Genomic DNA, 24,940 nt, shown 5'->3' on the forward strand with positions numbered 1-24,940 from the left:
CCCCCCCCCCCCCCCCCCCCCCCCCCCCCCCCCCCCCCCCCCCCCCCCCCCCCCCCCCCCCCCCCCCCCCCCCCCCCCCCCCCCCCCCGCGGGCCCCCCCCCCCCCCCCCCCCCCCCCCGGACGGGTGCGGCTCAGAACAGCGCGCGCGTGAGCGCGGCGCGGGCCTTGACCACCCGCGGGTCGCTCGTGCCGACGACCGTGAACAGCTCCAGCAGGTGGCTGCGGGCCGCGTCGCGGTCCTCGCCGGCGGTGCGCTGCACGATGCGCAGGAGACGGTCGAAGGCGTCCTCGACGTGGCCGCCGACGAGGTCCAGGTCGGCCACGACGAGCTGGGCGGCGACGTCGTCGGGCGCGGCGGCGGCCGCCGCCCGGGCCTGGCCGAGGTCGACGCCCCGCACGCGCCGCAGGACGCCGACGCGGGCCAGGCCCTCGGTGGCCGCGCTGTCGCGCGGGTCGGCGGCCAGGGCCTTCTGCCAGGCCGCGGCGGCGGTGTCGTAGTCGCCGGCCTCGGCGGCGGCCTGCGCCTCGGCGTGCAGCGGGGGCAGCGGGGGCGCCTCGGGCTCGCCGGCGGCGGGCACGGCCTCGCCGGGCACGCGGCCGGTCACGCCGTTGGCCTCGGCGACGCGCAGGACCTCCTCGAGCAGCGGGCGGGCCTCCTCCGCCGAGGGGTACGCGCCGGTGAACAGCGGCAGCGGCTGCCCCTTGACGATCGCCGCGACCAGCGGGACCGCGCGCGCCTGCAGGGACTGCACCAGCGACTGCGCCAGCGCCGGCTCGGCCTGGGCGTCGATGCGGCCCAGCAGGAACCGGCCGCCGAACTCGTCGGCGAGCTGCGCGAGGACCTCGGCGCCGGTGTCGTACCCCTCGGCCCACAGGTCCAGCACGACGGGGAACTGCACCGACGACTGCACGACCTCGGTGAAGGACTCCTCGGTGACGTCCACGACGAACGGCGAGGCCTGCTGCGCGGCGGCGGGATCGGCGGCGGCGCGGCGCGCGACCTCCTCGCGGCGGGAGTTGCGGGCCGCCAGCGCCCCGAGGTCCACCGCCCCGCGCAGGTTCAGCCCCGCACCGGGGGGAGTCGGTTGAGTCATGGCGGTCAGCTTCTCACGCAGCCGCCGCCGCGCCGCAGCCCCTCCGGGCGCGGGCCGCAGCGGTCAGGACGCCTCCACCGAGACCGGTCCGCTCTGCACGGCGATCGCGGCGACCTCCCCCTGCCCGGGGGGCACCGCGAAGACCACGACCTCCTCGCGCACCACGGTCACGCCGGTCGCGCTCGCGCGCCCCGCCAGCGCGGCCAGCACCGGGTCCAGCTGACCGGGCAGCCCGCCGGCCGGGCCGCGCAGCGTCGTCGTCCAGCGGTAGCCCGCCACGACGAGCGCACCGCCGTCGCGCGTGCGCACGGCCAGCAGGGGGTCCTCCAGCAGGGTCCGCTCCTGCGTCAGCGACCCGCCCGCGGCCTCCAGCGCCCGCCGCTGCTCCTCGACGGAGGCCAGCACGCCCTGGCGGTAGGCGTCGGAGGTGAACTGCCCGGCGAACTCGCCGGCGTCCCCCTCCAGCAGCACGTCGGCGTATCGCTCGGCCACCGCGGCGGGGCTCATCGGCAGGTTGGTGTCCTCGTCGGGGGCCACGACCGCCGCGCCCTCGGCGGGCGCACCCGTGGTGGGCAGGCTCGCCCCCGGCAGCAGCGACGGGGTCGCCCAGACCCGGTACGGCTCGCGCGCCGAGGGTGAGCGCAGCACCACCAGGGACGGCTTGGCGTCCTCACCCGGTTCCGTGACGGTGAGGAACCAGTGCGGCCAGGTCCCCTGGCGCGGCAGCACCGAGGAGATCGCGTCCAGGTCGTCGGCACCGGTCGCCGGCGGGGTGACGCCCGCGGCGGCGACGGTCGCGGCGGCGCGGCGCAGGGCCAGCTCCGGGCCGCTCACCCGCTGCTCGAGCGCCTCGAGGTCGGCGGCGGCCGGGTCCGCGAGGGCCTGCAGCGGTGCGGTGGCCGCCTCGGCGGTGCGGGCGGCCTGCGCGGGCTGCACGACGAGCGGCACGTGCTCCCCCGCGGCGGCGGGCGCGTGCACGACGGGCAGATGGGCGCAGGCGGGCAGCGCCAGCAGCGCCGCGCAGGCGGCGGTCAGCGCCGTGGTCCGGGCGGGTCGGCGCATCAGGCGGTCTCCTGCCGGGCGGGTCGGGCGGGGGCGCCGGCGCTGCGCCGCGGGCGGCGGTGCAGGAGCAGGCCGACGGCGCCGAGGAGGACCAGGACGCCGCCGGTCACGGCGAGCGGGACGGCCGAGGGGTGCCGGGCGACCGCGCCCGTCGGCACCCAGGACAGCTCCACCCGGTCCGGGGCCGCGGTGGTGCCGTCGGTCGCCACGAGGGCGACCGCGCCGCCGGCCGCGGCGAGGGCGTCGTCGGTGGTGGTGCCCCAGCTGAGGGAGGCGCTGCCGGCGCCGTCGGCGGAGGCCACCCACACGTCCGCGGCGCGCGGGTCGGCCGCCGGCCCCGTCCCGGTGGAGCCGGTGCGGGCGACCGGCTCGTCGAGGGAACCGCCCACGCCGGTGACCTCGGTGCGCGCGGCGTCGCCGAGCCACGCCTCGGCGTCCCGAGCGGTGGCCACGCCGATGAAGACGTCCTGCCCGCCGGTGGCACGGGCGCTGACGGTGGCCCGCGGCCCTGTGAGGTCCAGGACACCGGGAGCGGTGACCACGGCCACCGCGCCGTCGGCCGCGCCGACCTCGACGGTCAGGGTGCGCGGCGGGGCCAGCACGGTCAGCAGCAGGGTCCCGGCGGCGGCGCAGCCGAGCCCGGCCAGCAGCAGCAGCCAGGCGATCGCGCGTCGCACGGGGTCCTCCGGGGTGGTGGGCGGGTGGGTCCCCCCGGGCCGGCGCGGGCACCGGGCCCGCGGGTCCTCAGCGGGCTGCAGGGCCCTCGCCCGCACGGGGCGGGCACCGGGTACGGGGGGACACCCTACGCGCGCCCGCGCCGCGCACGTGAATCCCGCCGGGGCGGGGACGAGCCGCCCGCCGCGGTGAACCGCGTCGGCGGGGGCCTCGTTGACGGGGTGGTGATCACGACGGGGAGCCGCGTCCGCGCCCCCGGCGGCCCGTCACCGTCGCCGCAGCCAGCCGCGACACCTCGCGCCCGCCCGAAGGGCCCGCTGGGCCCCCTCCCGAACGCAGAGGACCGGACCATGACCGCTGCCAGCACGTCCACCGAGACCCCCACGACCGCCCGCGGCGCCTCGAGCGCCGCACGCACCCCCCGGGCGCCCAGCACCGGGCTGTTCCTGGGGCGCCTCGTCGCCGGCGCCCTGCTCCTGGTGCACGGCGTGCCCAAGCTCCTCGCCCCGCAGCAGGCGACGGGGACGGCCGCCTCCCTGGGCGTGCCGGCCCCCGACCTGGCGGGCTGGCTCGTGATCCTCGGCGAGGTCGGTCTCGGCTCGCTGCTGCTGCTGGGTCTGCTGACCCGCGTGGCCGGTGCCCTGCTGCTGGTGCAGATGGCCGGGGTGTGGCTGCTCGTCCACGCCCCCGGCGGGTTGCTCGTGGAGGGTCAGGTGAACGGGGAGAACGCCCTGCTGCTGGGCACCGCCGGTCTGGTGCTGCTGTTCACGGGCGCCGGCCGCTTCTCCCTCGACGGGGTGCTGCGGCGGGGGCCGGCCCGGCGCGGGTGAGCGCGGCGGCGGGGCCGGCCCGCGGGCTCACTGGCCGCGGCCGGCCTCGCCCCGCGCCCGCTCCACGGCGGCCTCCAGCCGCTCCAGCTTGCCCGTCAGCTCGCCCTCGTGACCGGGTCGGATGTCGGCCTTGAGGACCAGCGACACGCGCGGGCCGTGGCGGCCGACCGCCTCGCAGGCGCGGCGCACCACGTCCATGCACTCGTCCCAGCTGCCCTCCACCGTGGTGAACATGGCGTCGGTGCGGTGCGGCAGGCCCGAGGAGCGCACCACCAGGACCGCGTCGGCGACGGCGGCGCTCACCGAGCCGTCGGGCGCGCCCTCGGGCGCGGGGGAACCGGACGGGGAGACGGAGAAGGCGACGAGCACGCCCCCCACGCTAGGCGCCGCGCGGGTGGGGCGCCTGCCCGGTCCGGAGCCGCCGCGCGACTACGCTGCGGCTCAGCGAGCACGCCGCTCTCGTCGCCCGACCGCGGCGTGCCCCGTCCGCCGCCCGTCCCCGACCCGCCCGGAGGTCCGCCGGTGTCCAGCGAGTCCCACGACGCGTTCAGCATCGTCGTGCGCGGTTACGACCGAGGCCAGGTCGACGCCCGGCTGCAGCACCTCGAGGAGGCGCTGCGCGAGGCGCGCGCCCGCGTCGAGGAGAGCGACGCCCGCGCGCTGCGCGTGGCCGCCGAGCTCAGCCAGGTGCAGAAGGAGCTGCGCGAGCACGACAAGCCCACCTACTCGGGCCTGGGCGCGCGCATGGAGAAGCTGCTGCGCCTGGCCGAGGACCAGTCCGGCGAGATCCTGCGCTCGGCGCGCCGCGACGCCGACCGGCTGCGCGAGGAGGCCCGTGCCGAGGCCCTGGAGACGCGCACCCGCGCCGACGAGGACGCCCAGCGGCGCACCTCGGCCGCCACCCGCGACGCCGCCGAGATCCTCGAGCGGGCCCGCGCGGACGCCGAGGGCGTCGTCGAGTCCGCCCGGCGCAGCGCGGCGGAGACGACCGCCGCCGCCGAGCGCCACGCCGCCAACCTGCGCGCCCAGGCCGAGCACGAGACGTCCGAGGCGCTCGCCGCCGCCGAGCGGCACGCCGCGGCGCTGCGCGCCCAGGCCGAGCGCGAGACGCTCGAGCTGCGCACGGGCACCGAGGCCGCGGTGCGCGAGCAGGAGCTCGCCCTGGCCGCCGCCCGGGAGCGCGCCGCCGAGGAGGACCGCCAGCGCCTGGAGGTCGCGGCCGCCCGCACCGCGGCCCGCATCGCCGAGGCCGAGCAGCGCGCCGCCGAGGCCGAGGAGCGCGCCCAGCAGGCCGCCGAGGCTGCCGAGTCCATCCGCGCCGAGGCGCTGGCCCAGGCGGCGCTGCGCGCCGAGCGGGCCCGCGAGGAGGCCGACGCGATGGTCACCGAGGCCCGGTCCCGCGCCCAGAAGATGGTGGACACCGCTCGCGAGCAGGCCGAGCGCAGCCGCACCGCGGCGCAGGCGGAGGTCGACGAGCTCATGCAGCAGCGCGACGAGATCACCGAGCACCTGGACGACCTGCGGGGCCTGCTCGGCCTGGCTCCGCTGCCGCCCCTGGCGCACGGCGACGAGCACGTCGAGCACGACGGGCGGGGCGAGGACCCCGACGGCTCCGGGGAGGGGGCCGCGGAGGTCGTGGACCTCACCGGCCGCACCCCGCGCGAGGACCGCGCCGGCGCCGTCGGCTGACCCCCCGCGCGGCGGTGCGCCCGCACCCGCCGGGCGGGGCGCACCGCCGTGCGTCAGGCGGGGGGCCAGGTGGTCGGCAGCGGCGACCTGGCCGGGTTGACGCGGGCGACGACCTCGTCGAGCACGCGGCGCACCGAGGGCTCCCCCACCCACAGGTGCTTGGCGCCCTCCACGGCCACGACCTCCGCCTGCGGCAGCTCGGCGAAGCGCTCGCGCGCCTCGGCCGGGCGCAGGAAGTCGTCCAGCTCCGGCACGAGCGCGGTCACCGGCTTGCCCAGCTCACCCCAGGCGCGCAGGTCCTGCGGCGTGGACCAGCGCAGCGGCGGCGAGAGCAGGATCAGCCCCTCCACCAGCGGGTCGCGCCCGTGCACCAGGGCCAGGTCGGTGCCGAAGGACCACCCCAGCAGCCACACCCGCGGCAGCTCCCGGAACTCGGCCAGCTCCAGCGCGGCGGCGACGTCGAAGCGCTCGGCACCACCGGCGTCGAAGGTGCCCTGGCTGGTGCCGCGGGGGCTGGAGGTGCCCCGGGTGTTGAAGCGCAGCACCGCCAGGTCCGCCAGCGCCGGCAGGCGGTAGGACGCCTTGCGCAGGACGTGGCTGTCCATGAACCCGCCGGCGGTGGGCAGCGGGTGCAGCGTCACCAGCGTCGCCACCGGGTCGCGCTCGGCCGGCAGCGCCAGCTCCCCCACCAGGGTGAGACCGTCGGCGGTGTGCAGCTCGACGTCCTCGCGGCGCGCGGGCAGCACCACGTCCGAGCGGATCTCCACGGGTTCGCGGGGGTCGCCGCTCACCGGGCCAGCTCCTCGCCCAGCACGCCCAGCAGCGCCGAGACGTCGCCGCCGGTGGTGTCGAAGGAGGCCACGAACCGCGCCTCGACCGTGCCGGGGCCGTGGTCGGGGTCCCAGACGAAGAACGGCACGCGCTCGGCGGCGCGCTCGGCGACCGCGGCGGGCATCGAGGCGAAGACGGCGTTGGCCCGCACCGGCCGCGTCAGCCGTACCCGGGACCCCAGGTCCTCCAGGCCGCGCGCCAGCAGGGCGGCCGCCGCGTTGGCGGCTGCGGCGTTGCGCAGCCACAGGTCGCCCTCGAACAGGGCCAGCAGCTGCGCGGAGAGGAAGCGGGCCTTGGACACCAGCTGCAGCGACTGCTTGCGCAGCCGCGCCAGCCCCGGCGCCGCCGCCTCCTCGCGGACCACGACGACCTCGGCGATCCCGCCGCCGTTCTTCGTCCCGCCCAGGGAGACGGCGTCCACGCCCAGCAGGGTGGTCAGCTCCCCCAGCCCCGCGCCCAGGGCGACGGCGGCGTTGGCCAGCCGCGCGCCGTCCACGTGCACCCGCACGCCCAGCCCGTGGGCGACCCCCACCAGCTCGCGCAGGTGCGCGGCGGAGTAGACCGTGCCCAGTTCGGTGCTCTGCGTCAGCGTCAGCGCACCGACGGGTGCGGCCATCGGGCCCCGGGCGCGGCGCACCGCCCGCTCCAGGTCGGCCGGGTCGATGAGCCCGTCGCCGGCGGGCAGCGGGATGAGCTTGGTGCCGCCGACGTGCTCGAGCGCGCCGCCCTCGTCGTGCAGGACGTGGGCGTGCTCGGAGCACAGCACCGACTCCCACCGGTGCGTCAGCGCCTGCAGCGCCACCACGTTGGCGCCGGTCCCGGTCAGCACGGCGGCGGGGACGGCGGCGGGCCCGAAGTGGGCTCGCAGCACGTCGTCCAGGGCGGCGGTGTAGGGGTCGGCGCCGTAGCTGGCGACGTGCCCGCCGTTGGCGGCCACGAGCGCCGCGAGGACCTCGGGGTGCATGCCGGCGGCGTTGTCGCTGGCGAAGGAGCGGCGGGCGGGGTCGTGCCGCGCGCTCGCGGTGGGGTGCTCTTCGGTGGGTGCTCCGGTCACCCGGCGACGGTAGTGCGGCGCCCGGCCGGTGACGACGTGGGCCCCGGGCGGGGCGGTGCCTCAGCGCGGCCCGCGCCGGCCGCGGGCGTCGAAGCAGGAGGTGTGCCAGTGGCGCCGCTCGCTGACCCCGTCACCGGGGCTGAAGGTGCCGCGCGAGGGCCAGACGACGACGTGCGCCCGGCCGGGCGGGATGTCCTGCGCGCAGCCGGGGCAGCGGTAGGTCTTCTCGGAGGTGTCCCCGCGCAGGGGGCGCACCACCCAGGAGCCGTCCGGGCCGGTGACGGTGCGGTCCACGCCGCGGCCGAGCACGCCGCGCGACGGGGGTTCGGGTCGGCGGCGGTTGGCTCGGGGCACGCCCCCCATGCTCCCAGCAGGTCCCGGACGCCGAAACCGGGCGCCGCCGCGGTGGGGTCCCCTCCACACCACCGTGGCGCGCCCGGTGCACCCCTCCACCGCTCGAGCCCCCGTTTTCGTTACAGGCCCCCTTTCGGGGGGCGCCGTCGGAGCGGGCCGCGAGGGGCCCGGGAGCGGACCGCGGGACCGGTGTCCCGGAGGCCGGCGGGTCAGGACGTAAGCTGCCCGACCGTGCGCCTGGTCATCGCCCGCTGCTCCGTCGACTACGCGGGGCGCCTGTCGGCCCACCTGCCGCTGGCCACCCGGCTGCTGGTGGTCAAGGCCGACGGCAGCGTGCTCGTGCACTCCGACGGCGGCTCCTACAAGCCGCTGAACTGGATGAGCCCCCCGGCGCGGCTGACGGTGAGCCCGGCGGGCGAGGACGCCGGCGAGGGCGTGGTGGAGACGTGGACGGTCCAGCACCTCAAGAGCGACGACCGGCTGGTGGTGTCCGTGCACGAGGTGCTGCACGACTCCAGCCACGAGCTGGGGGTGGACCCGGGCCTGGTCAAGGACGGCGTGGAGGCCCACCTGCAGAAGCTGCTCGCCGAGCACATCGCCACGCTGGGCGAGGGGTACCGGCTGGTGCGCCGCGAGTACCCCACGGCCATCGGGCCGGTGGACATCCTGGCCCGCGACGGCGGCGGCGGCGCGATCGCGGTGGAGATCAAGCGCCGCGGTGACATCGACGGCGTGGAGCAGCTGACCCGCTACCTGGAGCTGCTGAACCGCGACCCGCAGCTGCGGCCGGTGACCGGCGTGTTCGCCGCCCAGGAGATCAAGCCCCAGGCTCGCACGCTGGCCACCGACCGCGGCATCCGCTGCGTGACGCTGGACTACGACGCCCTGCGGGGCATGGACGACGCCTCCGCGCGCCTGTTCTGAGCCTGCTGCCGCAACCCGGTCACCCCCGGCCGCGGCGGGCCGGCGGCGCGGGCGAGCTCGTCCTCCACCCGCAGCACGCGATGCAGGCGCGTGACGCGCACCAGCCGCAGGGTGGGCAGCGGCACGTCCCGCAGCACCAGTTCCCGGCCGGCGCGCTGGGCCCGCCGGTGGGCGCCGACGAAGACGCCGAGGCCGGTGGCGTCGGCGACGACGATGCCGTCGACGCTCACCACCAGGCGCCCGGAGCCCCGGTCGACGGCGGCGTGCAGGGCCGCGCGCACCTCCGGCACCGAGTGCACGTCGAGGCGCCCGCAGACCCGCACGAGCCTGCCGGGGTCCTCCTCGACGACCGTGGCACCGCCCGGTGGGGCGGTGCGGGCGGCGCGGCGCGCCGCCACCTCGTCCGCGGCGCTGGGCACCGCGGTCCTTGCTGCGACCTGGATCGCCATGTGTTCCTCCCCCGAGGACGCCGGTCGTGGTCACCGGCTAGGACGCAGGGACCCGCCGTGCGGTTGCACCGTGCTCCCGCCCACCCAGGACACCCTGTGTGCTGACTCTGCCACGCACCGCAGTGATCAGGGAGCGGACGGTCGCGGCGTTCACCGAACGGTGACCTTCCCGGGGATCCCGCTGGACAGGGCGGGGACACTGGCGAGGTGACCTCCGGCGGCTACCACTACCTGGTCGGCCCGATCATCGCCATGCTCGTCGTCGGCCTGCTCGTGCTGCTGCTGCGCTGGACCTTCTCCCACGGCCGCTCGCTCGTCGAGCGCCGTCCCCGCAGCGGAGCCAGCGGCGAGTACGGCCTGCTGGAGGTGGTCTCCGCCCCCGCCACGTTCGTGGAGGCCGAGGTGCAGCGGCGCACCCTGGTGGAGGCGGGCATCCGTGCCACGCTGGCTCCCACGACCGAGGGCCCGCGCGTCATGGTCTTCCCCGAGCACGCCGGTCTGGCCCGCCAGATCCTCGCCGGCCCCGGTCCCCTCGACTGAACGACGGCCGGGTGCTCACCACCGGCCGGACCGCACGCCACCCCACCCGCCCCCGCGGGCGGCGCCCCTCAGGCGACGTTGACGTTCTGCCCCGGCGGCGCCGACTCCAGCCAGGACGCGAAACCGGTGTAGGCGTCGGCGCTCATCGCCAGCTCCAGCGCGGCACCGCCGTGGCGGCACTCCACGACGATGGCGTCCGGCTGGACCGCGAGGCGCTCGTTGCCCTCGGTGTCGCGGCGGCTCATCACGTCGAGCGCCCCCCGCGCGAAGGAGCGCGAGGGGCGTGGCGACAGCGAGAACGTGCGGTACCAGTCCAGCCGGTCGGTCTCGTAACGAGCGACCCCCAGCGCCCAGCGACGGGAGCCGGGGGGGCGCACCGAGCAGTCGAACGTGCCCAGACGCCCCGTGAGGCGGCGCCGGCGCAGGACGACGAGGAGCAGGCCCAGCAGCGCGAGCAGGGCGCACGCGCCCGCCACCTCCAGGGACAGCAGGAGCTCGCGCACGCCGGTCAGTTCCTCCCCGGTCGGGCCGTCAGTGGGCCTCGCCGGTCCGACCGGTGACCTCGCGGACCGTCTCGGCCACGATGGTCACCTTGTCGGAGTCGACGGAGAAGAACCCGCCGTCCACGTGGACCGTGGTGCCGCCCCCGCCGGCGGTGACGGACACCTCGCCCTCGGCCAGGACGGCGAGCAACGGCTCGTGGCCGGCCATGATGCCGATCTCGCCCTCGACGGTGCGAGCACGCACCAGCGTCGCCTCACCCGACCACACGGACCGGTCGGCGGCGACCAGCTCGACCTGCAACGGCACCCTGTGCTCCTTAGCTCCTCGTGACGGCTACCGGCCCGCGAGGGTCAGTCGCCCTGCTTCTGGATCTCGGCCCACTTGCGCTCGACGTCCTCGAGACCGCCGACGTTGAAGAAGGCCTGCTCGGCGACGTGGTCGAGCTCGCCGTCCGCGATCCGCGAGAAGCCCTCGATGGTCTCCTTGAGGGGGACCGTCGAGCCCGCGACGCCGGTGAACTTCTCCGCCATGTACGTGTTCTGCGAGAGGAACTGCTGGATGCGCCGCGCGCGGGACACGGTGAGCTTGTCCTCCTCGGACAGCTCGTCCACGCCGAGGATCGCGATGATGTCCTGCAGCTCCTTGTTGCGCTGCAGGATCTGCTTCACGCGCACCGCGGTCTCGTAGTGGTCCCGCGAGATGTACAGCGGGTCCAGGATCCGGGAGGTGGAGGCCAGCGGGTCCACCGCGGGGTACAGACCGCGCGAGGCGATCTCGCGGGACAGCTCCGTGGTGGCGTCCAGGTGGGCGAAGGTCGTCGCCGGGGCCGGGTCGGTGTAGTCGTCCGCCGGCACGTAGATCGCCTGCAGCGAGGTGATCGAGTGGCCGCGGGTGGAGGTGATGCGCTCCTGCAGCACGCCCATCTCGTCGGCCAGCGTCGGCTGGTAACCCACCGCGGAGGGCATGCGGCCCAGCAGGGTCGACACCTCGGAGCCGGCCTGGGTGAACCGGAAGATGTTGTCGATGAAGAGCAGCACGTCCTGCTTCTGCACGTCGCGGAAGTACTCCGCCATCGTCAGCGCGGACAGCGCCACGCGCAGGCGGGTGCCCGGCGGCTCGTCCATCTGGCCGAAGACCAGAGCGGTCTTGTCGAAGACACCGGCCTCGGCCATCTCACCGATGAGGTCGTTGCCCTCACGGGTGCGCTCACCGACGCCGGCGAAGACCGACACGCCGCCGTGGTTCTGGGCGACGCGCTGGATCATCTCCTGGATGAGGACCGTCTTGCCGACGCCCGCACCGCCGAACAGGCCGATCTTGCCGCCCTGGACGTACGGGGTGAGCAGGTCGATGACCTTGATGCCGGTCTCGAACATCGTGGTCTTCGACTCGAGCTGGTCGAAGCTGGGGGCCTTGCGGTGGATCGGCCAGCGCTCGGTGACCTCCAGGCGCTCGCCCTCCTCCAGGTTGAGGCAGTCGCCGATGGCGTTGAAGACGTGACCCAGGGTCACGTTGCCGACCGGGACGGAGATCGGGGCACCCGTGTCGACCACGGGAGCGCCGCGCACCATGCCGTCGGTGGGCTTCAGCGAGATGGCGCGGACCATGTTGTCGCCCAGGTGGGAGGCCACCTCGAGCGTCACGGTCTGGGTCTGCCCGCCCATGGTCACCTCGGTGGTGAGGGCGTTGTTCTGCTCGGGCATCGTGTCGGCCGAGAACTCGACGTCGACGACGGGGCCGATGACTCGGGCGATGCGGCCGGTCGCACCCTTGCTGGTGCCGGCGGCCGATTCGGTGACGGTGGCGGTCATGTCGCTCCTCGGGCTTCCTTCGTCGAGTCAGTTCGTGCTGAGTGCGGGGGGGATCAGGCGCGCGAGCCCGCGGAGGAGAGCGCGTCGGCGCCGCCGACGATCTCGGTGATCTCCTGGGTGATGTCGGCCTGCCGGGCGTTGTTCGCCAGCCGGGTGAGGCTCTTGATGAGCTCGTCCGCGTTGTCCGTGGCGGACTTCATCGCCCGCTGACGGGCGGCGAGCTCGGAGGCCGCGGCCTGCAGCAGGCAGTTGTAGACGCGGCTGTTGACGTACTGCGGCAGCAGCGCGTCGAGCACCGCCTCGGGGCTCGGCTCGAACCCGTACAGCGGCTGCAGCTCGCCGTCCTGCGACCCGGTGCCCTCCACGACCTCCAGCGGCAGCAGCCGGATGACGCGCGGCTCCTGCGTCACCATGTTGACGAAGTGGGTGTAGACGACGTGGATCTCGTCGACGCCGCCCTCGCCGGCTTCGCGGCCGAAGTCGGCGACGAGGCGCTCGCCGATCTCCTTGGCGTTCTCGTACCGCGGCGAGTCGGTGAAGCCGACCCACTCCGCGGTGATCTCGCGACGGCGGAAGCGGTAGAAGGCGGTCGCCTTGCGCCCGACCAGGTAGGGCGAGACCTCCTTGCCCTCCGCGCGCAGCGTCGCGGTCAGCCGCTCCCCCTCGCGCAGCACGCTGGAGGAGTAGGCACCCGCCAGGCCGCGGTCGGAGGAGAGCACCAGGACCGCGGCCCGCCGCACCTGCGGCTTCTCGGTGATCAGCGGGTGGTCGAGCGTGGCGTTGGACGCCGCCGCCGACACCGCGCGGGTGAGCGCGCGGGCGTACGGCGAGGACGCCCGCACGTTCGCCTGCGCCTTGATGATGCGCGACGCGGCGATGAGCTCCATCGCCCGCGTGATCTTCTTGGTCGCCTGGACCGAGCGGATCTGCCGCCGGTAGGCCCTCAGCTGGCCTGCCATGTCCTGCTCCTCTTCCCTGCTCCGCTCGGTCCCTGCCGTGCCTGCCTGTGCGAACCCGCGTCAGCGGGCCGCGGTCGCCCCGCCCCGGTTGGTGGTGATGCGCTCCTGGGAGACGTCACCCTCGTCCGTGCGGCCGGCGTCGGTGTCCGCGGGCACCGGAGCGGACTCGGAGGAGGAGAACTGCGGCTTGAAGGCGTCGATCGCCTGCTGCAGCTCCGCCTTGGCCCCGTCGGAGAACTGCTTGGTCTCGCGGATGCCGTCCATGACGCCGGGGTGCTGGCGCTTGACGTACTCGAGGAACTCGCGCTCGAAGCGGCCGATGTCCGACACCTCGACCGAGTCCAGCTGGCCGGTGGTGCCCGCCCAGATGGAGACGACCTGCTCCTCGAGGGAGTAGGGGGTGTACTGCGGCTGCTTGAGCAGCTCCACCAGGCGCGCACCGCGGGCGAGCTGGCGACGCGAGGCCGCGTCGAGGTCGGAGGCGAACATCGCGAACGCCTCCATCGCGCGGTACTGCGCCAGGTCCAGCTTGAGGGTGCCGGAGATCCCCTTGATGGCCTTCGTCTGCGCGGCACCGCCGACGCGGGACACCGAGATGCCGACGTCGATCGCGGGGCGCTGGTTCGCGTTGAAGAGGTCGGACTGCAGGAAGATCTGCCCGTCCGTGATGGAGATGACGTTGGTGGGGATGTACGCCGAGACGTCGTTGCCCTTGGTCTCGATGAACGGCAGGCCGGTCATCGAGCCGCCGCCGAGCTCGTCGGACAGCTTCGCGCAGCGCTCCAGCAGGCGGGAGTGCAGGTAGAAGACGTCACCGGGGTACGCCTCGCGGCCCGGCGGACGGCGCAGCAGCAGGGACACGGCGCGGTACGCCTCGGCCTGCTTGGACAGGTCGTCGAAGACGATCAGGACGTGCTTGCCGCTGTACATCCAGTGCTGCCCGATGGACGAGCCGGTGTACGGGGCCAGGTACTTGAAGCCGGCCGGGTCGGACGCCGGGGCGGCGACGATGGTCGTGTACTCCATCGCGCCCGCCTCCTCCAGCGAGCGGCGCACGGAGGCGATCGTCGAGCCCTTCTGGCCGATCGCGACGTAGATGCAGCGCACCTGCTGCTTCGGGTCGCCGGACTCCCAGTTGGCCTTCTGGTTGATGATCGTGTCGATCGCGATGGCGGTCTTGCCGGTCTGGCGGTCGCCGATGACCAGCTGGCGCTGACCGCGGCCGACCGGGATCATCGCGTCGATGGCCTTGATGCCGGTCTGCAGCGGCTCGCGGACCTCCTGGCGCTGCACGACCGAGGGGGCCTGCAGCTCCAGCGCGCGGCGGGCCTCCGCCTCGATCGGCCCGAGGCCGTCGATGGGGGCGCCCAGCGGGTTGACGACACGACCCAGGAAGGCGTCGCCCACGGGCACGGACAGGACCTCGCCCGTGCGGTGGACCTCCTGGCCCTCCTCGATGCCGGAGAAGTCGCCCAGGACGACGACGCCGATCTCGCGCACGTCCAGGTTCTGCGCCAGGCCGAGCGTGCCGTCCTGGAAGCGGAGCAGCTCGTTCGCCATGACGGAGGGCAGGCCCTCGACGCGGGCGATGCCGTCGCCGGCCTCGCTGACGCGCCCGACCTCCTCGCGCGCGGCGCTGCCGGGGTCGTACGACGCCACGAAGGCGTCGAGAGCGTCCCGGATCTCCTCCGGGCGGATGGTCAGCTCGGCCATGGGATGCCCTGCTCTCCTTCTGGGGGTGCTGTCTGTGGTGCCGACGGGTGGTGCCTGGTGCTCGTGGCGCGTGCTCGGTCCCGGTCTGGCCGGACCGCCGAGCGGCGGTTCAGTGCGTGCTGCGACCCATTGTCACCCCCTCGCGGGGGGCCGGTCGACCGAGCCGCCGCCCGTTCTCCGAGAGCTCAGCCGGCCAGTCGGCGGCGGGCCTCGGCGAGCCGCGTGGAGACGGCGCCGTCGATGACGTCGTCGGCGATGCTCACCCGCAGCCCGCCGACCAGCTCGGGGTCGACGTCGACGTTGAGGCGGACCGGGCGGCCGTACTGGCTGCTGAGCACGGCGGCCAGCCGGTCGTGGTGCTCCTCGCTCAGCGGGCGGGCGCTCACGACGTGGGCGACCACCTGCTCGCGGCGGCGCGCCACGATCGAGACGTACTCCTCCAGGAGCCGCTCGGCGCGCACGCCGCGCGGCGCGGAGGCCGCGCGACGGGCGAGCTGCACGGCCTCGGGGGTGGCCCTGCCCAGCAGCAGCCGGGAGACCAGGGCCGCCCGGTTGGCGGCCGGCGCGGTGCGGTCCGCCAGGGCGTCGCGCAGCGCGGGGGAACCCGCCACGGTGCGCGAGAAGCGGAAGAGCTCGTCCTCCAGCGCGTCCAGGTGGCCGGAGCGCTCCGCCTGGGCCGCCACGGCGGCCACGGCCAACCGCTCGCAGGCGTCGGCGAGGTCGCGCGCGGCGCCCCACCGGCCGGTGGCCAGCGCGGCGACCGTCTCGACGGCGGCCGGCGAGACCCTCGACCCCAGCACGCTGCGCACGAACGCGGCCTTCACCGCGCCGTCGCGCGCCGGGTCGGTCAGCGCCCGACGCAGCCCGATGGACTCGTCGAGCAGCGAGGTGACCGCGAACAGGTCCTCACCGGTTCGCCCGGCGTCGGCCCCCTCGACGGCCAGCTGCGCCTCGAGCACCTCCTGGGCGCGGGCCAGGCTGACCCGCGCCGCGCCGCTGTCGAGCTCGCTCACCGGCTCGTCACACCCTGCGGGGACGACTCCAGCTCGGCGAGGAAGCGGTCGACGACCCCGCTCTGCCGCGCCGGCTCCTGCAGCGACTCCCCGACGATGCGCGAGGCGAGGTCGGTCGCCAGGCGGCCCACCTCGGCGCGCAGCTGCGCCGCGGCCTGGACGCGCTCGGCCTCGATCGTGGCGCGGGCGGACGTGGTGATCCGCTCGGCCTCGGCCTGGGCCTGCTCGCGCATCTCCGCGACGATCGCCGCGCCCTGCTGGCGGGCCTCCTCACGGATGCGGTTCGCCTCGCCGCGGGCGTCGGCGAGCTGCGCCTTGTACTCCTGCAGCGCGGCGTTGGCCTCGGCCTGCGCGCGCTCCGCCCTCTCGACACCGCCCTGGATCGCCTCGCGGCGCTCCTCGAAGGCCTTCTCGAGCCGCGGCACGACGACCTTGGCGACGAGCAGGTAGAGCAGGGCGAGGAAGACGAGCCCGGCGATGAGCTCACCGGGGTGCGGCAGGATGGGGTACGCCCAGGTGCTTTCTTCCTCGGCCGCTGCCGCCATCACCCACGCGGGCATGTGCGCTCCTTAGCTGTCAGTGGTCTCGCCGACGACGGTGGTCGGTCACTCGCCGCCCGGGTTGATGAAGGCGAGGACGAAGCCCAGGATCGCGAGCGCCTCGGCGAGCGCGAAGCCCAGGATGGCGATGGGCTGCAGCATGCCGCGGGACTCCGGCTGGCGTGCCACGCCGTTGATGTAGGCGGCGAAGACGAGACCGACGGCGATGGCCGGGCCGATCGCGGCGAGGCCGTAACCGATGACGTTGAGGCTTCCACCCATGGTGTGGATCGTTCCTTTCTCGGCCCGGCGCCGGTGGCCCCGGGGACGTTGTCGTGCGGTGGGTCAGTGCTCGTCGGCGAGGGAGCCGGCGATGTACGTGGCGGTGAGCAGCACGAAGATGTAGGACTGCAGCACCTGGATCAGGAGCTCGAAGAACGACATGACCAGGCCGAACAGGTAGGAGACCACGCCCGCGGCGGGCAGCAGTCCCTCCCCGTGCAGCAGCAGGTGCTCGCCACCGAGGAACAGCACGAGGATCAGCATGTGACCCGCGAACATGTTCGCGAACAGTCGCACCGCCAGCGTCAGCGGGCGCGAGACGAAGTAGGTGAACAGCTCCAGGAGGTAGACGACCGGAGCCAGCAGGGCCGGCACGCCCGCCGGCATGAGCGACTTGAAGTAGCCGCCCACGCCCTTCCGCTTCATGCCGATGAGGTGGTAGAGCACGAAGACCACGAGGGTCAGTGCGACGGGGAACGCGATGCGGCTCATCGTCGGGTACTGGATCGGCGGGATGACGCCGAACAGGTTGTTCACGAGGATCAGCACGAACATCGTGAACAGCAGCGGCACGTAGCGGAGGAACTCCTTGGACCCGATGATGTCGCGGGCCACGCCGTTGCGGACGAAGCCGTACAGCGCTTCGACCGCGAACTGCTTCTTGTTCGCGGGCACGACGCTGAGCCGCTTGGTGGTCGCCAGCAGCAGCGCGGCGATGATGACGAAGCTCAGCGCCATCAGCACCATCGGGCGGGTCAGGGCGAAGGCGCCGTCCCCGACGAGCGGCTGCCAGAAGTCCGCGGGCGTGGGAGCCTCGAAGGTCTCCCCGCCTGCGGTGGCGAGCGTGGACAGGCTCACAGCGTCTCCTCCGTACGAACGCCAGTGTGTGGACGGGGGGCCGGGGCGGTGCGCTGGTCACCCGGTCGCGCTGTGCGCGAACCTGGGATCACCTGCGCGAACCGTACCGGAACCACACGTAGTAGATGCTCAAGGCCATGCCGCCGAGGCTGCCGACGACCGCCAGGAACGAGGTGCTCAGGAGCCGGTCGAGCAGCAGGCCGAGCAGCCCGAAGCCGACGATCCCGGAGATGAGGTAGGACGCCGCGTTCCAGGCCACGCTGTCGTTCAGCCGGGCCTCGTCGCGCGCGTCCTCGTCCGGCCGCCTGTCCTCCTCGGGCATGGTGCGGCGAACGGTAGCAGTCCTCCACGTCAGCCCCCCGCACCGGAACGGCCGTGGCCGAGCTCGAAGACGGGCAGGCGCAGGTGGCGGAACGCCGCGCACGCGGCGGCGCTCCACGCGACGGTGCAGACGGCCGCCGACGCGGCCGCGGCCGCGCCGTCCACGCCGGGCAGGTCGCGCAGCAGGAGGACCGCGGTGGCGAGCACCGTGATCTTGAAGAGGTAGACCATCAGGGCCAGCGCGAGGCTGAGCCCGGGCTCGACGTGCTTGACCACGCGCAGCAGCAGGAACGTCGAGGCCAGGAAGACGGTGGCGAGACCACCACCGGCCAGCGCACCCCACGCACCGCTCGCACCGGACGTGGCGCCGACGCCGGTGCACGCCGCCCAGACGAGGACGACCGGTGGCAGGGAACGCCGCGGGACGACGCTGAAGACGTCGTCGGCACTCCTGGTCACGTCGGCTGCTCTCTGTCGTCGGCGGGTCGTCCGGGGTTCGGCTCGTCGGCGGTGTCCGCGGCGCACCCGTGAGGGGGCCGGGCGGACTTCGTGAAAGCTATCACGAGCACAGGGGCCTCCTACGCACCGTCGTGGACGCTGCGCGGGGTCTCACGTGGGGGTCCGCTCCGAGGTCCGCGCGGGCACCGCGTCCTGGCCGCCGCCCTCCCGCGAGACCCGTCGCGAGCGCCGCCAGATCAGCGGCCCGAAGGTGAACACCAGCACCACGCAGCCCGCCGCCAGGGCCACCGCCAGCGCCTGCACCAGGGGCAGGAAGGCGTACGAGGCGGCCCCGAAGCTGAGGAACGCCGCCCAGGAGTACATGACCAGCACCGCCACCCGGTGCGAGTGGCCCATCTGCAGCAACCGGTGGTGCAGGTGCTGCTTGTCGGGGTGCCAGAAGGCGCGGCCCGCGCGGGTGCGGCGCACCACCGCCAGCAGCATGTCGCCCAGCGGGACCAGGAGCACGGCCACCGGCAGCAGCAGCGGGAAGAACGCCGGGGCGATCTCCTCGTCGGCGACCGTCTCGGGGTCGACGGTGCTCGTGGCGGCGATCGTGGCGGTGGCCAGCAGCAGTCCCAGCAGCATCGAGCCGGAGTCGCCCATGAAGATGCGCGCGGGGTGGGAGTTGTGCGGCAGGAACCCCACGCAGCACCCCACCGTGATGGCGGCCACCAGCGTGGCCAGCGAGGAGAAGTCGTCGGGGAACTGACCGCGCTGCAAGGCGTAGGAGTACAGGAAGAAGGCCACCGCCCCGATGCCCACGATGCCCGCGGCCAGCCCGTCGAGACCGTCGACGAAGTTCACCGCGTTCACCGACACCAGCACCACGAGGATCGTGATCGCCATCATGGCCGGCGCCGACAGCAGGGTGACCCCCCCGATGGGCAGCTGCAGCAGGCTGATGCCCTGCCAGCCCATCACCCCCGCCGCCAGCACCTGACCGGCGAGCTTGGTCACGGCGTCGAGCTGGACGATGTCGTCGACCACCCCCACCGCGCACACGATCGCCGCCCCCACCAGCACCCACGTCGGCCCGGGCGAGGCGTCGAACACCCGGGAGGTGAAGGGGATGCGGCTGGCCACGAGCAACCCGGCGGCCAGCCCCAGCAGCATCGCCACCCCGCCCATGCGCGGCACCGGCACGGAGTGCACGTCCCGCTCGCGCAGCGGGGTGACGGCGCCGACGCGCTGCGCCAGGCGGCGCACCAGGGGCGTCGTCAGGTACGTGACGGCGGCGGCCACCACCAGGACCAGCAGGTACACCCGCACGGGAGATCAGCTCCCCGCGGAGGCGTCGGCCCGATCCTCCTCCGGCCCGGCCCCGGCCCCCGCCCCGGCCGGTGGCTGCTCGGTCCCCGGCTCCACCGCGTCCGGCTCGGGGTCGGGGTCGTACCACCCCTTGGGCACCGCGCGGCGCAGCTCCTCCTCGCTGAGCGCACCGGCCCGCAACACCCGCAGGGGGCCGTCGGAGGCGTCCACGATGGTCGACGGCGCCCCCTTCGGGCTGGGGCCGCCGTCGAGGTAGACGCGCACGGAGGAGCCGAGCTGGTCGACCGCCTCCTGCACGGTCGTGGCGGCCGGCCGGCCGGAGAGGTTCGCGCTGGAGACGGCCAGCGGGCCGGTGCGCTTGAGCAGCTCCAGCGCCACGGGGTGCAGCGGCATCCGCAGCGCCACGGTGCCGTGCGTCTCACCCAGGTCCCACGTCAGCGACGGCTGCGCGCGGCAGACGATCGTCAGGGCACCGGGCCAGAAGGCGTCCATGAGCTCGCGCACCGCGAACGGCACGGCCGAGGCCAGCCCGTCGACGGTGCGCACCTCCGGCACCAGCACGGGCGGGGGCATGTCGCGCCCGCGGCCCTTGGCCTCCAGCAGCTTGCGCACCGCAGCGGGCGAGAAGGCGTCCGCGCCGATCCCGTAGACCGTGTCCGTGGGCAGCACGACGACCTCGCCGCGCTTGACGGCGTTCTCGGCCGCGGCCAGGCCGCGCTCGCGGGTCACCGGGGCGGCGCAGTCGAAAGGGGGTCTCACAGGGCCGAGTGTCCCACCGGGACCGGCGGGGGCCGTGCGCACCCGCCCGGCGCGTCCGGCACCCCTCCCCCGCGGCGCGCGGGTCGCGCTCAGGCCCGCCGGGCGCTGGTGCAGCGCGGGCGGCCCGTCAGGTCGCGGTGGCCCGCCGCGTCGCGCCACACCGGCCCCGGCACCATGCGGCGGGCGCCGTGCTCCTGGACCTCGGCGTGCTCGACGACGAGCAGGCCGCCGGGCCGCAGCAGGCGGGCGGCGGCCGCCACCACGCGCCGGGGCACCTCCAGCCCGTCGTCCCCGCCGCCGTACAGGGCCACCTCGGGGTCGTGGCGGGCGACCTCGACCTCCTGCGGCACCGCACCGGGCGGCACGTACGGGGGGTTGCTGACGACGACGTCGACCGCGCCGTCGAGGTCGCCGAACGCACCGGCCGCGTCCCCCAGGCGCAGGTCCAGCGCCGGGGCCAGCTCGTCGGCGTTGCGGCGCGCCCACGCGTGCGCCAGGGGGTCCAGCTCCACGGCGTGCACGGCGGCGGCGGGCACCTCGGTCGCCACGGCCAGGGCGATGGCCCCCGACCCGGTGCACAGGTCGACCACGACGGGCCGTGCGCCGCCGCCGGCCAGCCGCGCGGCCTCGTCCACGGCGAGCTGCGCGACGACCTCGGTCTCGGGGCGCGGCACGAACACGCCCGGCCCCACGGCCAGCTCCAGCGAGCGGAACGGCGCACGACCGGTCAGGTGCTGCAGCGGGACCCGCCCGGCGCGCTGGTCCACCAGGTCCTCGAAGCGCCCCGGCTCGACGTGGGAGCCGAGGGCCGCGAGGACCCCCAGCCGCGAGCGGTCCACGCCCAGCGCGTGCGCGAGCAGCACCTCGGCGTCGGTGCGCGGGCTGGGCACCCCCGCCGCCGCGAGGCGTCGCGCCGCCGCGTCCAGCAGGTCCCGGACCCCGCGGCCCGCCGCCGCCGGCTCGCCGCTCACGCCGGTGCGCCCGCCGCGGCGAGCTGGGCGGCCTCGTCGGCGTCCACCGCCGACTGGATCACCGGGTCCAGGTCGCCGTCCAGGACGGTGTCGAGGTTGTACGCCTTGAAGCCCGTGCGGTGGTCGGCGATGCGGTTCTCGCCGAAGTTGTAGGTGCGGATGCGCTCGGAGCGGTCGACCGTGCGCACCTGCGAACGCCGTGCGGCGGAGGCCTCGGCGTCGGCGGCCTCCTGGGCCGCCGCGTGCAGCCGGGCGCGCAGGATGCGCAGGGCCTGCTCGCGGTTCTGCAGCTGCGACTTCTCGTTCTGGCAGCTGACCACGATGCCGGTGGGCAGGTGCGTGATGCGCACCGCGGAGTCGGTGGTGTTGACGCTCTGCCCGCCGGGGCCGGAGGAGCGGAAGACGTCCACGCGCAGGTCGTTCGGGTCCACCTGCACCTCGACCTCCTCGGCCTCGGGCACCACGAGCACGCCGACGGCGGAGGTGTGCACGCGCCCGGCGGACTCGGTGACGGGCACCCGCTGGACGCGGTGCACCCCGCCCTCGTACTTCAGCCGGCTCCACACGCCCTCGGGCGTGGCACCGCGCGCCTTGACGGCCACGGAGACGTCCTTGTACCCGCCCAGGTCGCTGCCGGTGGCGTCGAGCAGCTCGGTGGCCCACCCGCGGCGCTCGGCGTAGCGCAGGTACATGCGCAGCAGGTCGCCGGCGAACAGGGCGGACTCCTCCCCGCCCTCCCCCGCCTTGATCTCCAGGATCACGTCGCGGGAGTCGTCGGGGTCGCGCGGCAGCAGCAGCCGGCGCAGTCGTTCGGCGGCCTCGTCCGCCGCCCGCTCCAGCGCGGGCAGCTCGGCGGCGAAGGCGGCGTCCTCGGCGGCCAGCTCCCGCGCGGCACCGGCGTCGTCGAGGGCCGCGCGCCAGGTGCCGTGCGCGTCCACGACGGCTCCCAGCTCGGCGTAGCGGCGCCCCAGCGACCGCGCGAGGGCGGCGTCGGCGTGCACGGCCGGGTCGGCGAGCCGGCGCTCCAGCTCGGCGTGCTCCTCGAGCAGCGGCTGGACGGACTCGAACACGACGGGGACCTCCGGGGCGGCGGGCATCGGGGTGACGGGCATCGGGGGCGGGAACGCGACAGCGCCGGCCCCGCCGCCCGGGAGGGCGGTGGGACCGGCGCTGCGAGGGTGCTACTGGGCGTTCTTCTTTCCGTAGCGCGCCTGGAAGCGGGCGACGCGGCCACCGGTGTCCAGGATCTTCTGCTTGCCCGTGTAGAACGGGTGGCAGGCGCTGCACACGTCGGCGCGGAGCTGCCCGCTCTTCTCGGTGCTGTGCGTGGTGAACGTGTTGCCGCAGGTGCAGGTGACCTGGGTCTCCACGTAGTCGGGGTGGATGCCGGCCTTCATCGTCTGTTCCCTCTTCTCGCTCAGTCGGTACCGGGTCGCCCGCGCCCCGGAGGGGCGTCGTGCTGGCGTGAGCCGGTGCCTGCGGTCGAAGCAGTCTCCCACAGGAGCCGCCGGTGGGTAGAACCGCGCGGCTCCTGCGGGGATTCCCGTCAGTCCTTCTGGACCAGCGGGGTGGACGACTGCACCTGCTGCAGGAACTCCAGGTTGCTGCGGGTCTTCTTGAGGCGGTCCAGCAGCAGCTCGATGGAGGCCTGGGCGTCGAGCGCGGTGACCACGCGGCGCAGCTTCCAGACCGTCGCCAGCTCCTCGCGGGACATGAGGATCTCCTCGCGGCGGGTGCCGGAGGCCGGCACGTCGACCGCGGGGAAGATGCGCTTGTCGGCCAGCTGGCGCGACAGCCGCACCTCCATGTTCCCGGTGCCCTTGAACTCCTCGAAGATGACCTCGTCGGCCTTGGAACCGGTCTCGACCAGCGCCGAGGCCAGGATGGTCAGCGAGCCGCCGTTCTCGACGTTGCGGGCGGCGCCGAAGAAGCGCTTCGGCGGGTACAGCGCCGAGGCGTCCACACCACCGGACAGGATCCGGCCGCTGGCCGGCGCCGAGATGTTGTAGGCGCGCGACAGGCGGGTCAGCGAGTCCAGCAGCACGACGACGTCGTTGCCCAGCTCCACCAGGCGCTTGGCCCGCTCGATGGCGAGCTCGGCGACGGCGGTGTGGTCGGCGGCGGGACGGTCGAAGGTGGAGGCGATGACCTCACCCTTGATCGTGCGCTGCATGTCGGTGACCTCTTCGGGCCGCTCGTCGACGAGGACGACCATGAGGTGGCACTCGGGGTTGTTCGTCGTGATGGCGTTGGCGATGGCCTGCATGACCATCGTCTTGCCGGCCTTGGGCGGGGCGACGATCAGACCGCGCTGACCCTTGCCGAGCGGCGACATCAGGTCGATGATGCGCGTCGTCAGGACGTTGGGCTCGGTCTCCAGGCGCAGCCGCTCCTGCGGGTACAGCGGCGTCAGCTTGGTGAAGTCCGGGCGGTTGCGGGCCTGCTCCGGGTCCGCGCCGTTGATGGTGTCGACGCGCACGAGCGCGTTGAACTTGGCGCGCTGGCCGGTCTGCTCGCCCTCGCGGGGCTGGCGCACCGCACCGGTCACCGCGTCGCCGGGGCGCAGGTTGTTCTTCTTCACCTGGTTCAGCGAGACGTACACGTCGTTCGCGCCGGCGAGGTAGCCGGAGGTGCGGATGAACGCGTAGTTGTCCAGCACGTCGAGGATGCCCGCGACCGGCAGCAGGACGTCGTCCTCGCTGATCTCGGTGTCGACCTCGGGAGCGCCGCCGTCACGGCCACCGCGGCGGCCCTTGCGGTCGCGGTAGCGGTTGCGACGGCCGCGGCGACCGCCGCGGTCGTCGTCGAAGTCGTCCCCGACGGGACCGGAGCCACCCGAAGAGGCGACGCGGGGTTCGCGGTCCTCACGGGCAGGGCGGTCCTCACGAGCGGGACGGTCCTCACGAGCGGGGCGGTCCTCACGAGCGGGGCGGTCCTCCCGAGCGACCCTGTCCTCGCGCGCCGGACGCTCGGCGCGGTCCTTCTGCTCGCCGTCGGCCTGGGCCTCCCGGCGCGGCAACGGCGGCAGCTCGACCTGCTGGTCGGGCTCGCGCACGCGGTCGCGGCGGGCGCGCTCGCGGCGCGAGAGGCGCTCGGGCCGCTCGGCGCGGGAGGTGAGCTCCTCCAGGGTGGGCAGGGCGGGGGCTTCGGCAGCGTCCTCACGGCGCTCGCCGGCGCGGTCCGCCGCACCGGTGCCCTCGCGCTCGGCGGAGTCGGTGGCGAGCTCGCCGTCGGCGGCAGGAGGCGCACCGGCGGGGGACCCCGCGCGGCGCGAGCGGCGGGAGGACCCGGCCGCGGCGGGCTGCTCGGGTGCCGCGGGCTGCTCGGCGGCCGGAGCCGCGGGCTGCTGAGCGGTCACGGCCTCGACGGCCGGCGCGGCGGACGCCTCAGCAGCGGGAGCGGGAGGCGCCTGCTCGGCGGCGGGCGCGCTCGGCGCCTGCTCGGCGGCACGGCGCTCGGAGCGCTGCGGCACGGCCGCCTGGTGCTCACGGATGGCGGCGAGCAGGTCCACCTTGCGCATGCGGCCGGTGCCGCTGATGCCGAGCTCCGCGGCCAGGGCCTGCAGCTGGGGCAGGCGCAGGGCGGAGAGGCTGCCGGTGCGGCGGGGCGCAGCCGCGTCGGCGGCTGCGCCGTTCGCAGCGCCGTCGGTGGCGGCGATGTCGGTGGTATCGGTCACGAAGGTCCTTCCCCCTCGTCCAGCGACTGGCCAGCAGAAGAGGCACGGTCGCGATGACTGCCCGCGACGGGCAGGAACTGTGTCCACGGACGCGCAGAGAGCGCGAAGCGTCGCGGATGCACACCGTTCGACGAGGAGAGCTTGCGCAGGAGGGGAACGCGACCCCGCCGGTGGGTGCTGCGACGATCGTAACACCACGGGGTGCCGGTGCCTTCCCGCTCCCCCGATCGGCCGTGCGGCGCCGTGCCGACCGGCGGGTGG

At 75.1% G+C, this 24,940-nt stretch carries 29 protein-coding genes; 4 read left to right on the forward strand and 25 right to left on the reverse strand.

The features are described 5' to 3' along the window. Window positions 1-132 precede the first annotated feature (132 nt). The 3 genes from ACRYM0_RS11185 to ACRYM0_RS11195 form a co-directional block, all read right to left on the reverse strand. On the reverse strand, window positions 133-1,095 hold the full coding sequence (locus ACRYM0_RS11185) for a co-chaperone YbbN (RefSeq protein ID WP_432505059.1): 963 nt from the start codon (window positions 1,093-1,095) through the stop codon (window positions 133-135). A gap of 63 nt (window positions 1,096-1,158) precedes the next feature. Beyond that, window positions 1,159-2,157, reverse strand: a complete 999-nt coding sequence (locus ACRYM0_RS11190; protein ID WP_432505061.1) for a hypothetical protein — start codon at window positions 2,155-2,157, stop codon at window positions 1,159-1,161. Next, a complete protein-coding gene (locus ACRYM0_RS11195) occupies window positions 2,157-2,834 on the reverse strand; it encodes a hypothetical protein (protein ID WP_432505063.1) in 678 nt (225 codons plus the stop codon). Before ACRYM0_RS11195 ends, ACRYM0_RS11190 begins: the two co-directional genes overlap by 1 nt. 348 nt (window positions 2,835-3,182) lie before the next feature. Between ACRYM0_RS11195 and ACRYM0_RS11200 the strand changes: the two genes are divergently transcribed. Continuing rightward, window positions 3,183-3,662, forward strand: coding sequence for a DoxX family protein (locus ACRYM0_RS11200; protein WP_432505065.1), 480 nt, complete (start codon window positions 3,183-3,185; stop codon window positions 3,660-3,662). A 27-nt stretch (window positions 3,663-3,689) separates the two neighbouring features. Here the strand turns inward: ACRYM0_RS11200 and ACRYM0_RS11205 are convergent, their stop codons facing one another. Beyond that, window positions 3,690-4,031: a thiamine-binding protein gene (locus ACRYM0_RS11205; protein ID WP_432505066.1), complete on the reverse strand. Its 342-nt coding sequence runs from the start codon at window positions 4,029-4,031 to the stop codon at window positions 3,690-3,692. Window positions 4,032-4,184: 153 nt separating this feature from the next. Between ACRYM0_RS11205 and ACRYM0_RS11210 the strand changes: the two genes are divergently transcribed. Beyond that, on the forward strand, window positions 4,185-5,351 hold the full coding sequence (locus tag ACRYM0_RS11210; RefSeq protein WP_432505068.1) for a coiled-coil domain-containing protein: 1,167 nt from the start codon (window positions 4,185-4,187) through the stop codon (window positions 5,349-5,351). A 53-nt stretch (window positions 5,352-5,404) separates the two neighbouring features. Here the strand turns inward: ACRYM0_RS11210 and ACRYM0_RS11215 are convergent, their stop codons facing one another. Genes ACRYM0_RS11215 through ACRYM0_RS11225 form a run of 3 tightly spaced genes read right to left on the reverse strand, consistent with a single transcriptional unit; the run spans window position 5,405 to window position 7,599 of the window. Further along, the gene (locus tag ACRYM0_RS11215; RefSeq protein WP_432505070.1) at window positions 5,405-6,142 is read right to left on the reverse strand and encodes an alpha/beta hydrolase; all 738 of its coding nucleotides are present in this window, start codon (window positions 6,140-6,142) and stop codon (window positions 5,405-5,407) included. After that, window positions 6,139-7,236: a threonine aldolase family protein gene (locus ACRYM0_RS11220; RefSeq protein ID WP_432505072.1), complete on the reverse strand. Its 1,098-nt coding sequence runs from the start codon at window positions 7,234-7,236 to the stop codon at window positions 6,139-6,141. The genes ACRYM0_RS11215 and ACRYM0_RS11220 overlap by 4 nt, the downstream gene beginning before the upstream one ends. A 60-nt stretch (window positions 7,237-7,296) precedes the next feature. Beyond that, window positions 7,297-7,599 (reverse strand): hypothetical protein, encoded by a 303-nt coding sequence (locus ACRYM0_RS11225; RefSeq protein ID WP_432505074.1) that lies wholly within the window; start codon window positions 7,597-7,599, stop codon window positions 7,297-7,299. Between the two features lie 222 nt (window positions 7,600-7,821). On the opposite strand from ACRYM0_RS11225, the gene nucS reads away from it, so the two are divergent. Then, window positions 7,822-8,514: an endonuclease NucS gene (gene nucS, locus ACRYM0_RS11230; RefSeq protein WP_432493502.1), complete on the forward strand. Its 693-nt coding sequence runs from the start codon at window positions 7,822-7,824 to the stop codon at window positions 8,512-8,514. Here the strand turns inward: nucS and ACRYM0_RS11235 are convergent. Beyond that, the gene (locus ACRYM0_RS11235) at window positions 8,466-8,912 is read right to left on the reverse strand and encodes an STAS domain-containing protein (protein WP_432505110.1); all 447 of its coding nucleotides are present in this window, start codon (window positions 8,910-8,912) and stop codon (window positions 8,466-8,468) included. The genes nucS and ACRYM0_RS11235 overlap by 49 nt on opposite strands. Window positions 8,913-9,170: 258 nt before the next feature. Here ACRYM0_RS11235 and ACRYM0_RS11240 point away from each other — a divergent pair, with 258 nt between their 5' ends. Continuing rightward, complete coding sequence (locus ACRYM0_RS11240; RefSeq protein WP_432505076.1) at window positions 9,171-9,503, forward strand: hypothetical protein; 333 nt, start codon at window positions 9,171-9,173, stop codon at window positions 9,501-9,503. Window positions 9,504-9,571: 68 nt separating this feature from the next. Here ACRYM0_RS11240 and ACRYM0_RS11245 read toward each other — a convergent pair whose 3' ends face one another. The 17 genes from ACRYM0_RS11245 to rho all read right to left on the reverse strand — a co-directional run bounded on the left by ACRYM0_RS11245 (window position 9,572) and on the right by rho (window position 24,679). Next, window positions 9,572-10,006: a DUF2550 domain-containing protein gene (locus ACRYM0_RS11245; RefSeq protein WP_432505078.1), complete on the reverse strand. Its 435-nt coding sequence runs from the start codon at window positions 10,004-10,006 to the stop codon at window positions 9,572-9,574. Window positions 10,007-10,034: 28 nt separating this feature from the next. Next, entirely contained in the window at window positions 10,035-10,313 is a 279-nt protein-coding gene (locus ACRYM0_RS11250) for a F0F1 ATP synthase subunit epsilon (RefSeq protein WP_432505079.1), read from the reverse strand. A gap of 44 nt (window positions 10,314-10,357) precedes the next feature. After that, window positions 10,358-11,818: a F0F1 ATP synthase subunit beta gene (gene atpD, locus ACRYM0_RS11255; protein WP_432493494.1), complete on the reverse strand. Its 1,461-nt coding sequence runs from the start codon at window positions 11,816-11,818 to the stop codon at window positions 10,358-10,360. A 53-nt stretch (window positions 11,819-11,871) separates the two neighbouring features. After that, window positions 11,872-12,777 (reverse strand): F0F1 ATP synthase subunit gamma, encoded by a 906-nt coding sequence (locus tag ACRYM0_RS11260; RefSeq protein ID WP_432505081.1) that lies wholly within the window; start codon window positions 12,775-12,777, stop codon window positions 11,872-11,874. Between the two features lie 60 nt (window positions 12,778-12,837). After that, complete coding sequence (gene atpA / locus ACRYM0_RS11265; RefSeq protein WP_432505083.1) at window positions 12,838-14,490, reverse strand: F0F1 ATP synthase subunit alpha; 1,653 nt, start codon at window positions 14,488-14,490, stop codon at window positions 12,838-12,840. A gap of 185 nt (window positions 14,491-14,675) precedes the next feature. Then, the gene (locus tag ACRYM0_RS11270; protein ID WP_432505085.1) at window positions 14,676-15,503 is read right to left on the reverse strand and encodes a F0F1 ATP synthase subunit delta; all 828 of its coding nucleotides are present in this window, start codon (window positions 15,501-15,503) and stop codon (window positions 14,676-14,678) included. Beyond that, on the reverse strand, window positions 15,500-16,063 hold the full coding sequence (locus ACRYM0_RS11275; RefSeq protein WP_432505087.1) for a F0F1 ATP synthase subunit B: 564 nt from the start codon (window positions 16,061-16,063) through the stop codon (window positions 15,500-15,502). Before ACRYM0_RS11275 ends, ACRYM0_RS11270 begins: the two co-directional genes overlap by 4 nt. A gap of 45 nt (window positions 16,064-16,108) precedes the next feature. Further along, window positions 16,109-16,324 (reverse strand): ATP synthase F0 subunit C, encoded by a 216-nt coding sequence (locus ACRYM0_RS11280; RefSeq protein ID WP_166611252.1) that lies wholly within the window; start codon window positions 16,322-16,324, stop codon window positions 16,109-16,111. A 63-nt stretch (window positions 16,325-16,387) separates the two neighbouring features. Beyond that, window positions 16,388-17,182 carry a F0F1 ATP synthase subunit A gene (gene atpB, locus ACRYM0_RS11285; RefSeq protein ID WP_432487583.1) on the reverse strand — a complete coding sequence of 265 codons (795 nt, stop codon included), beginning with the start codon at window positions 17,180-17,182 and terminating at the stop codon, window positions 16,388-16,390. Window positions 17,183-17,270: 88 nt separating this feature from the next. Next, a complete protein-coding gene (locus ACRYM0_RS11290; RefSeq protein WP_432505089.1) occupies window positions 17,271-17,504 on the reverse strand; it encodes a hypothetical protein in 234 nt (77 codons plus the stop codon). 29 nt (window positions 17,505-17,533) lie between these two features. Further along, window positions 17,534-17,962, reverse strand: a complete 429-nt coding sequence (locus tag ACRYM0_RS11295; protein ID WP_432505091.1) for a hypothetical protein — start codon at window positions 17,960-17,962, stop codon at window positions 17,534-17,536. 150 nt (window positions 17,963-18,112) lie between these two features. Further along, window positions 18,113-19,273, reverse strand: coding sequence for a glycosyltransferase family 4 protein (locus ACRYM0_RS11300; RefSeq protein WP_432505093.1), 1,161 nt, complete (start codon window positions 19,271-19,273; stop codon window positions 18,113-18,115). Window positions 19,274-19,279: 6 nt separating this feature from the next. Beyond that, a complete protein-coding gene (locus ACRYM0_RS11305; protein ID WP_432505095.1) occupies window positions 19,280-20,032 on the reverse strand; it encodes an L-threonylcarbamoyladenylate synthase in 753 nt (250 codons plus the stop codon). Window positions 20,033-20,121: 89 nt separating this feature from the next. Then, the gene (gene prmC, locus ACRYM0_RS11310; protein ID WP_432505097.1) at window positions 20,122-21,003 is read right to left on the reverse strand and encodes a peptide chain release factor N(5)-glutamine methyltransferase; all 882 of its coding nucleotides are present in this window, start codon (window positions 21,001-21,003) and stop codon (window positions 20,122-20,124) included. Next, entirely contained in the window at window positions 21,000-22,100 is a 1,101-nt protein-coding gene (gene prfA / locus ACRYM0_RS11315) for a peptide chain release factor 1 (RefSeq protein ID WP_432505112.1), read from the reverse strand. The genes prmC and prfA overlap by 4 nt, the downstream gene beginning before the upstream one ends. Window positions 22,101-22,184: 84 nt before the next feature. After that, the gene (gene rpmE, locus ACRYM0_RS11320) at window positions 22,185-22,400 is read right to left on the reverse strand and encodes a 50S ribosomal protein L31 (protein WP_432493472.1); all 216 of its coding nucleotides are present in this window, start codon (window positions 22,398-22,400) and stop codon (window positions 22,185-22,187) included. Window positions 22,401-22,549: 149 nt separating this feature from the next. After that, window positions 22,550-24,679 (reverse strand): transcription termination factor Rho, encoded by a 2,130-nt coding sequence (gene rho, locus ACRYM0_RS11325; protein WP_432505099.1) that lies wholly within the window; start codon window positions 24,677-24,679, stop codon window positions 22,550-22,552. Window positions 24,680-24,940 lie beyond the last annotated feature (261 nt).

The sequence above is a fragment of the Kineococcus arenarius subsp. arenarius genome (genome assembly GCF_050871845.1).
Taxonomy (GTDB): Bacteria; Actinomycetota; Actinomycetes; order Actinomycetales; family Kineococcaceae; genus Kineococcus.

What these genes read in the sequence shown, in the direction of transcription:
- ACRYM0_RS11260 (WP_432505081.1), bottom strand. Translation starts at nt 12,777, where the DNA reads ATGGCAGGCCAGCTGAGGGCCTACCGGCGGCAGATCCGCTCGGTCCAG.
- ACRYM0_RS11185 (WP_432505059.1), bottom strand. Translation starts at nt 1,095, where the DNA reads ATGACTCAACCGACTCCCCCCGGTGCGGGGCTGAACCTGCGCGGGGCG.
- rpmE (WP_432493472.1), bottom strand. Translation starts at nt 22,400, where the DNA reads ATGAAGGCCGGCATCCACCCCGACTACGTGGAGACCCAGGTCACCTGC.
- ACRYM0_RS11200 (WP_432505065.1), top strand. Translation starts at nt 3,183, where the DNA reads ATGACCGCTGCCAGCACGTCCACCGAGACCCCCACGACCGCCCGCGGC.
- ACRYM0_RS11280 (WP_166611252.1), bottom strand. Translation starts at nt 16,324, where the DNA reads ATGGGTGGAAGCCTCAACGTCATCGGTTACGGCCTCGCCGCGATCGGC.
- ACRYM0_RS11290 (WP_432505089.1), bottom strand. Translation starts at nt 17,504, where the DNA reads ATGCCCGAGGAGGACAGGCGGCCGGACGAGGACGCGCGCGACGAGGCC.
- atpA (WP_432505083.1), bottom strand. Translation starts at nt 14,490, where the DNA reads ATGGCCGAGCTGACCATCCGCCCGGAGGAGATCCGGGACGCTCTCGAC.
- atpD (WP_432493494.1), bottom strand. Translation starts at nt 11,818, where the DNA reads ATGACCGCCACCGTCACCGAATCGGCCGCCGGCACCAGCAAGGGTGCG.
- ACRYM0_RS11275 (WP_432505087.1), bottom strand. Translation starts at nt 16,063, where the DNA reads ATGCCCGCGTGGGTGATGGCGGCAGCGGCCGAGGAAGAAAGCACCTGG.
- ACRYM0_RS11190 (WP_432505061.1), bottom strand. Translation starts at nt 2,157, where the DNA reads ATGCGCCGACCCGCCCGGACCACGGCGCTGACCGCCGCCTGCGCGGCG.
- ACRYM0_RS11225 (WP_432505074.1), bottom strand. Translation starts at nt 7,599, where the DNA reads ATGGGGGGCGTGCCCCGAGCCAACCGCCGCCGACCCGAACCCCCGTCG.
- prfA (WP_432505112.1), bottom strand. Translation starts at nt 22,100, where the DNA reads ATGCCCGCCGCCCCGGAGGTCCCCGTCGTGTTCGAGTCCGTCCAGCCG.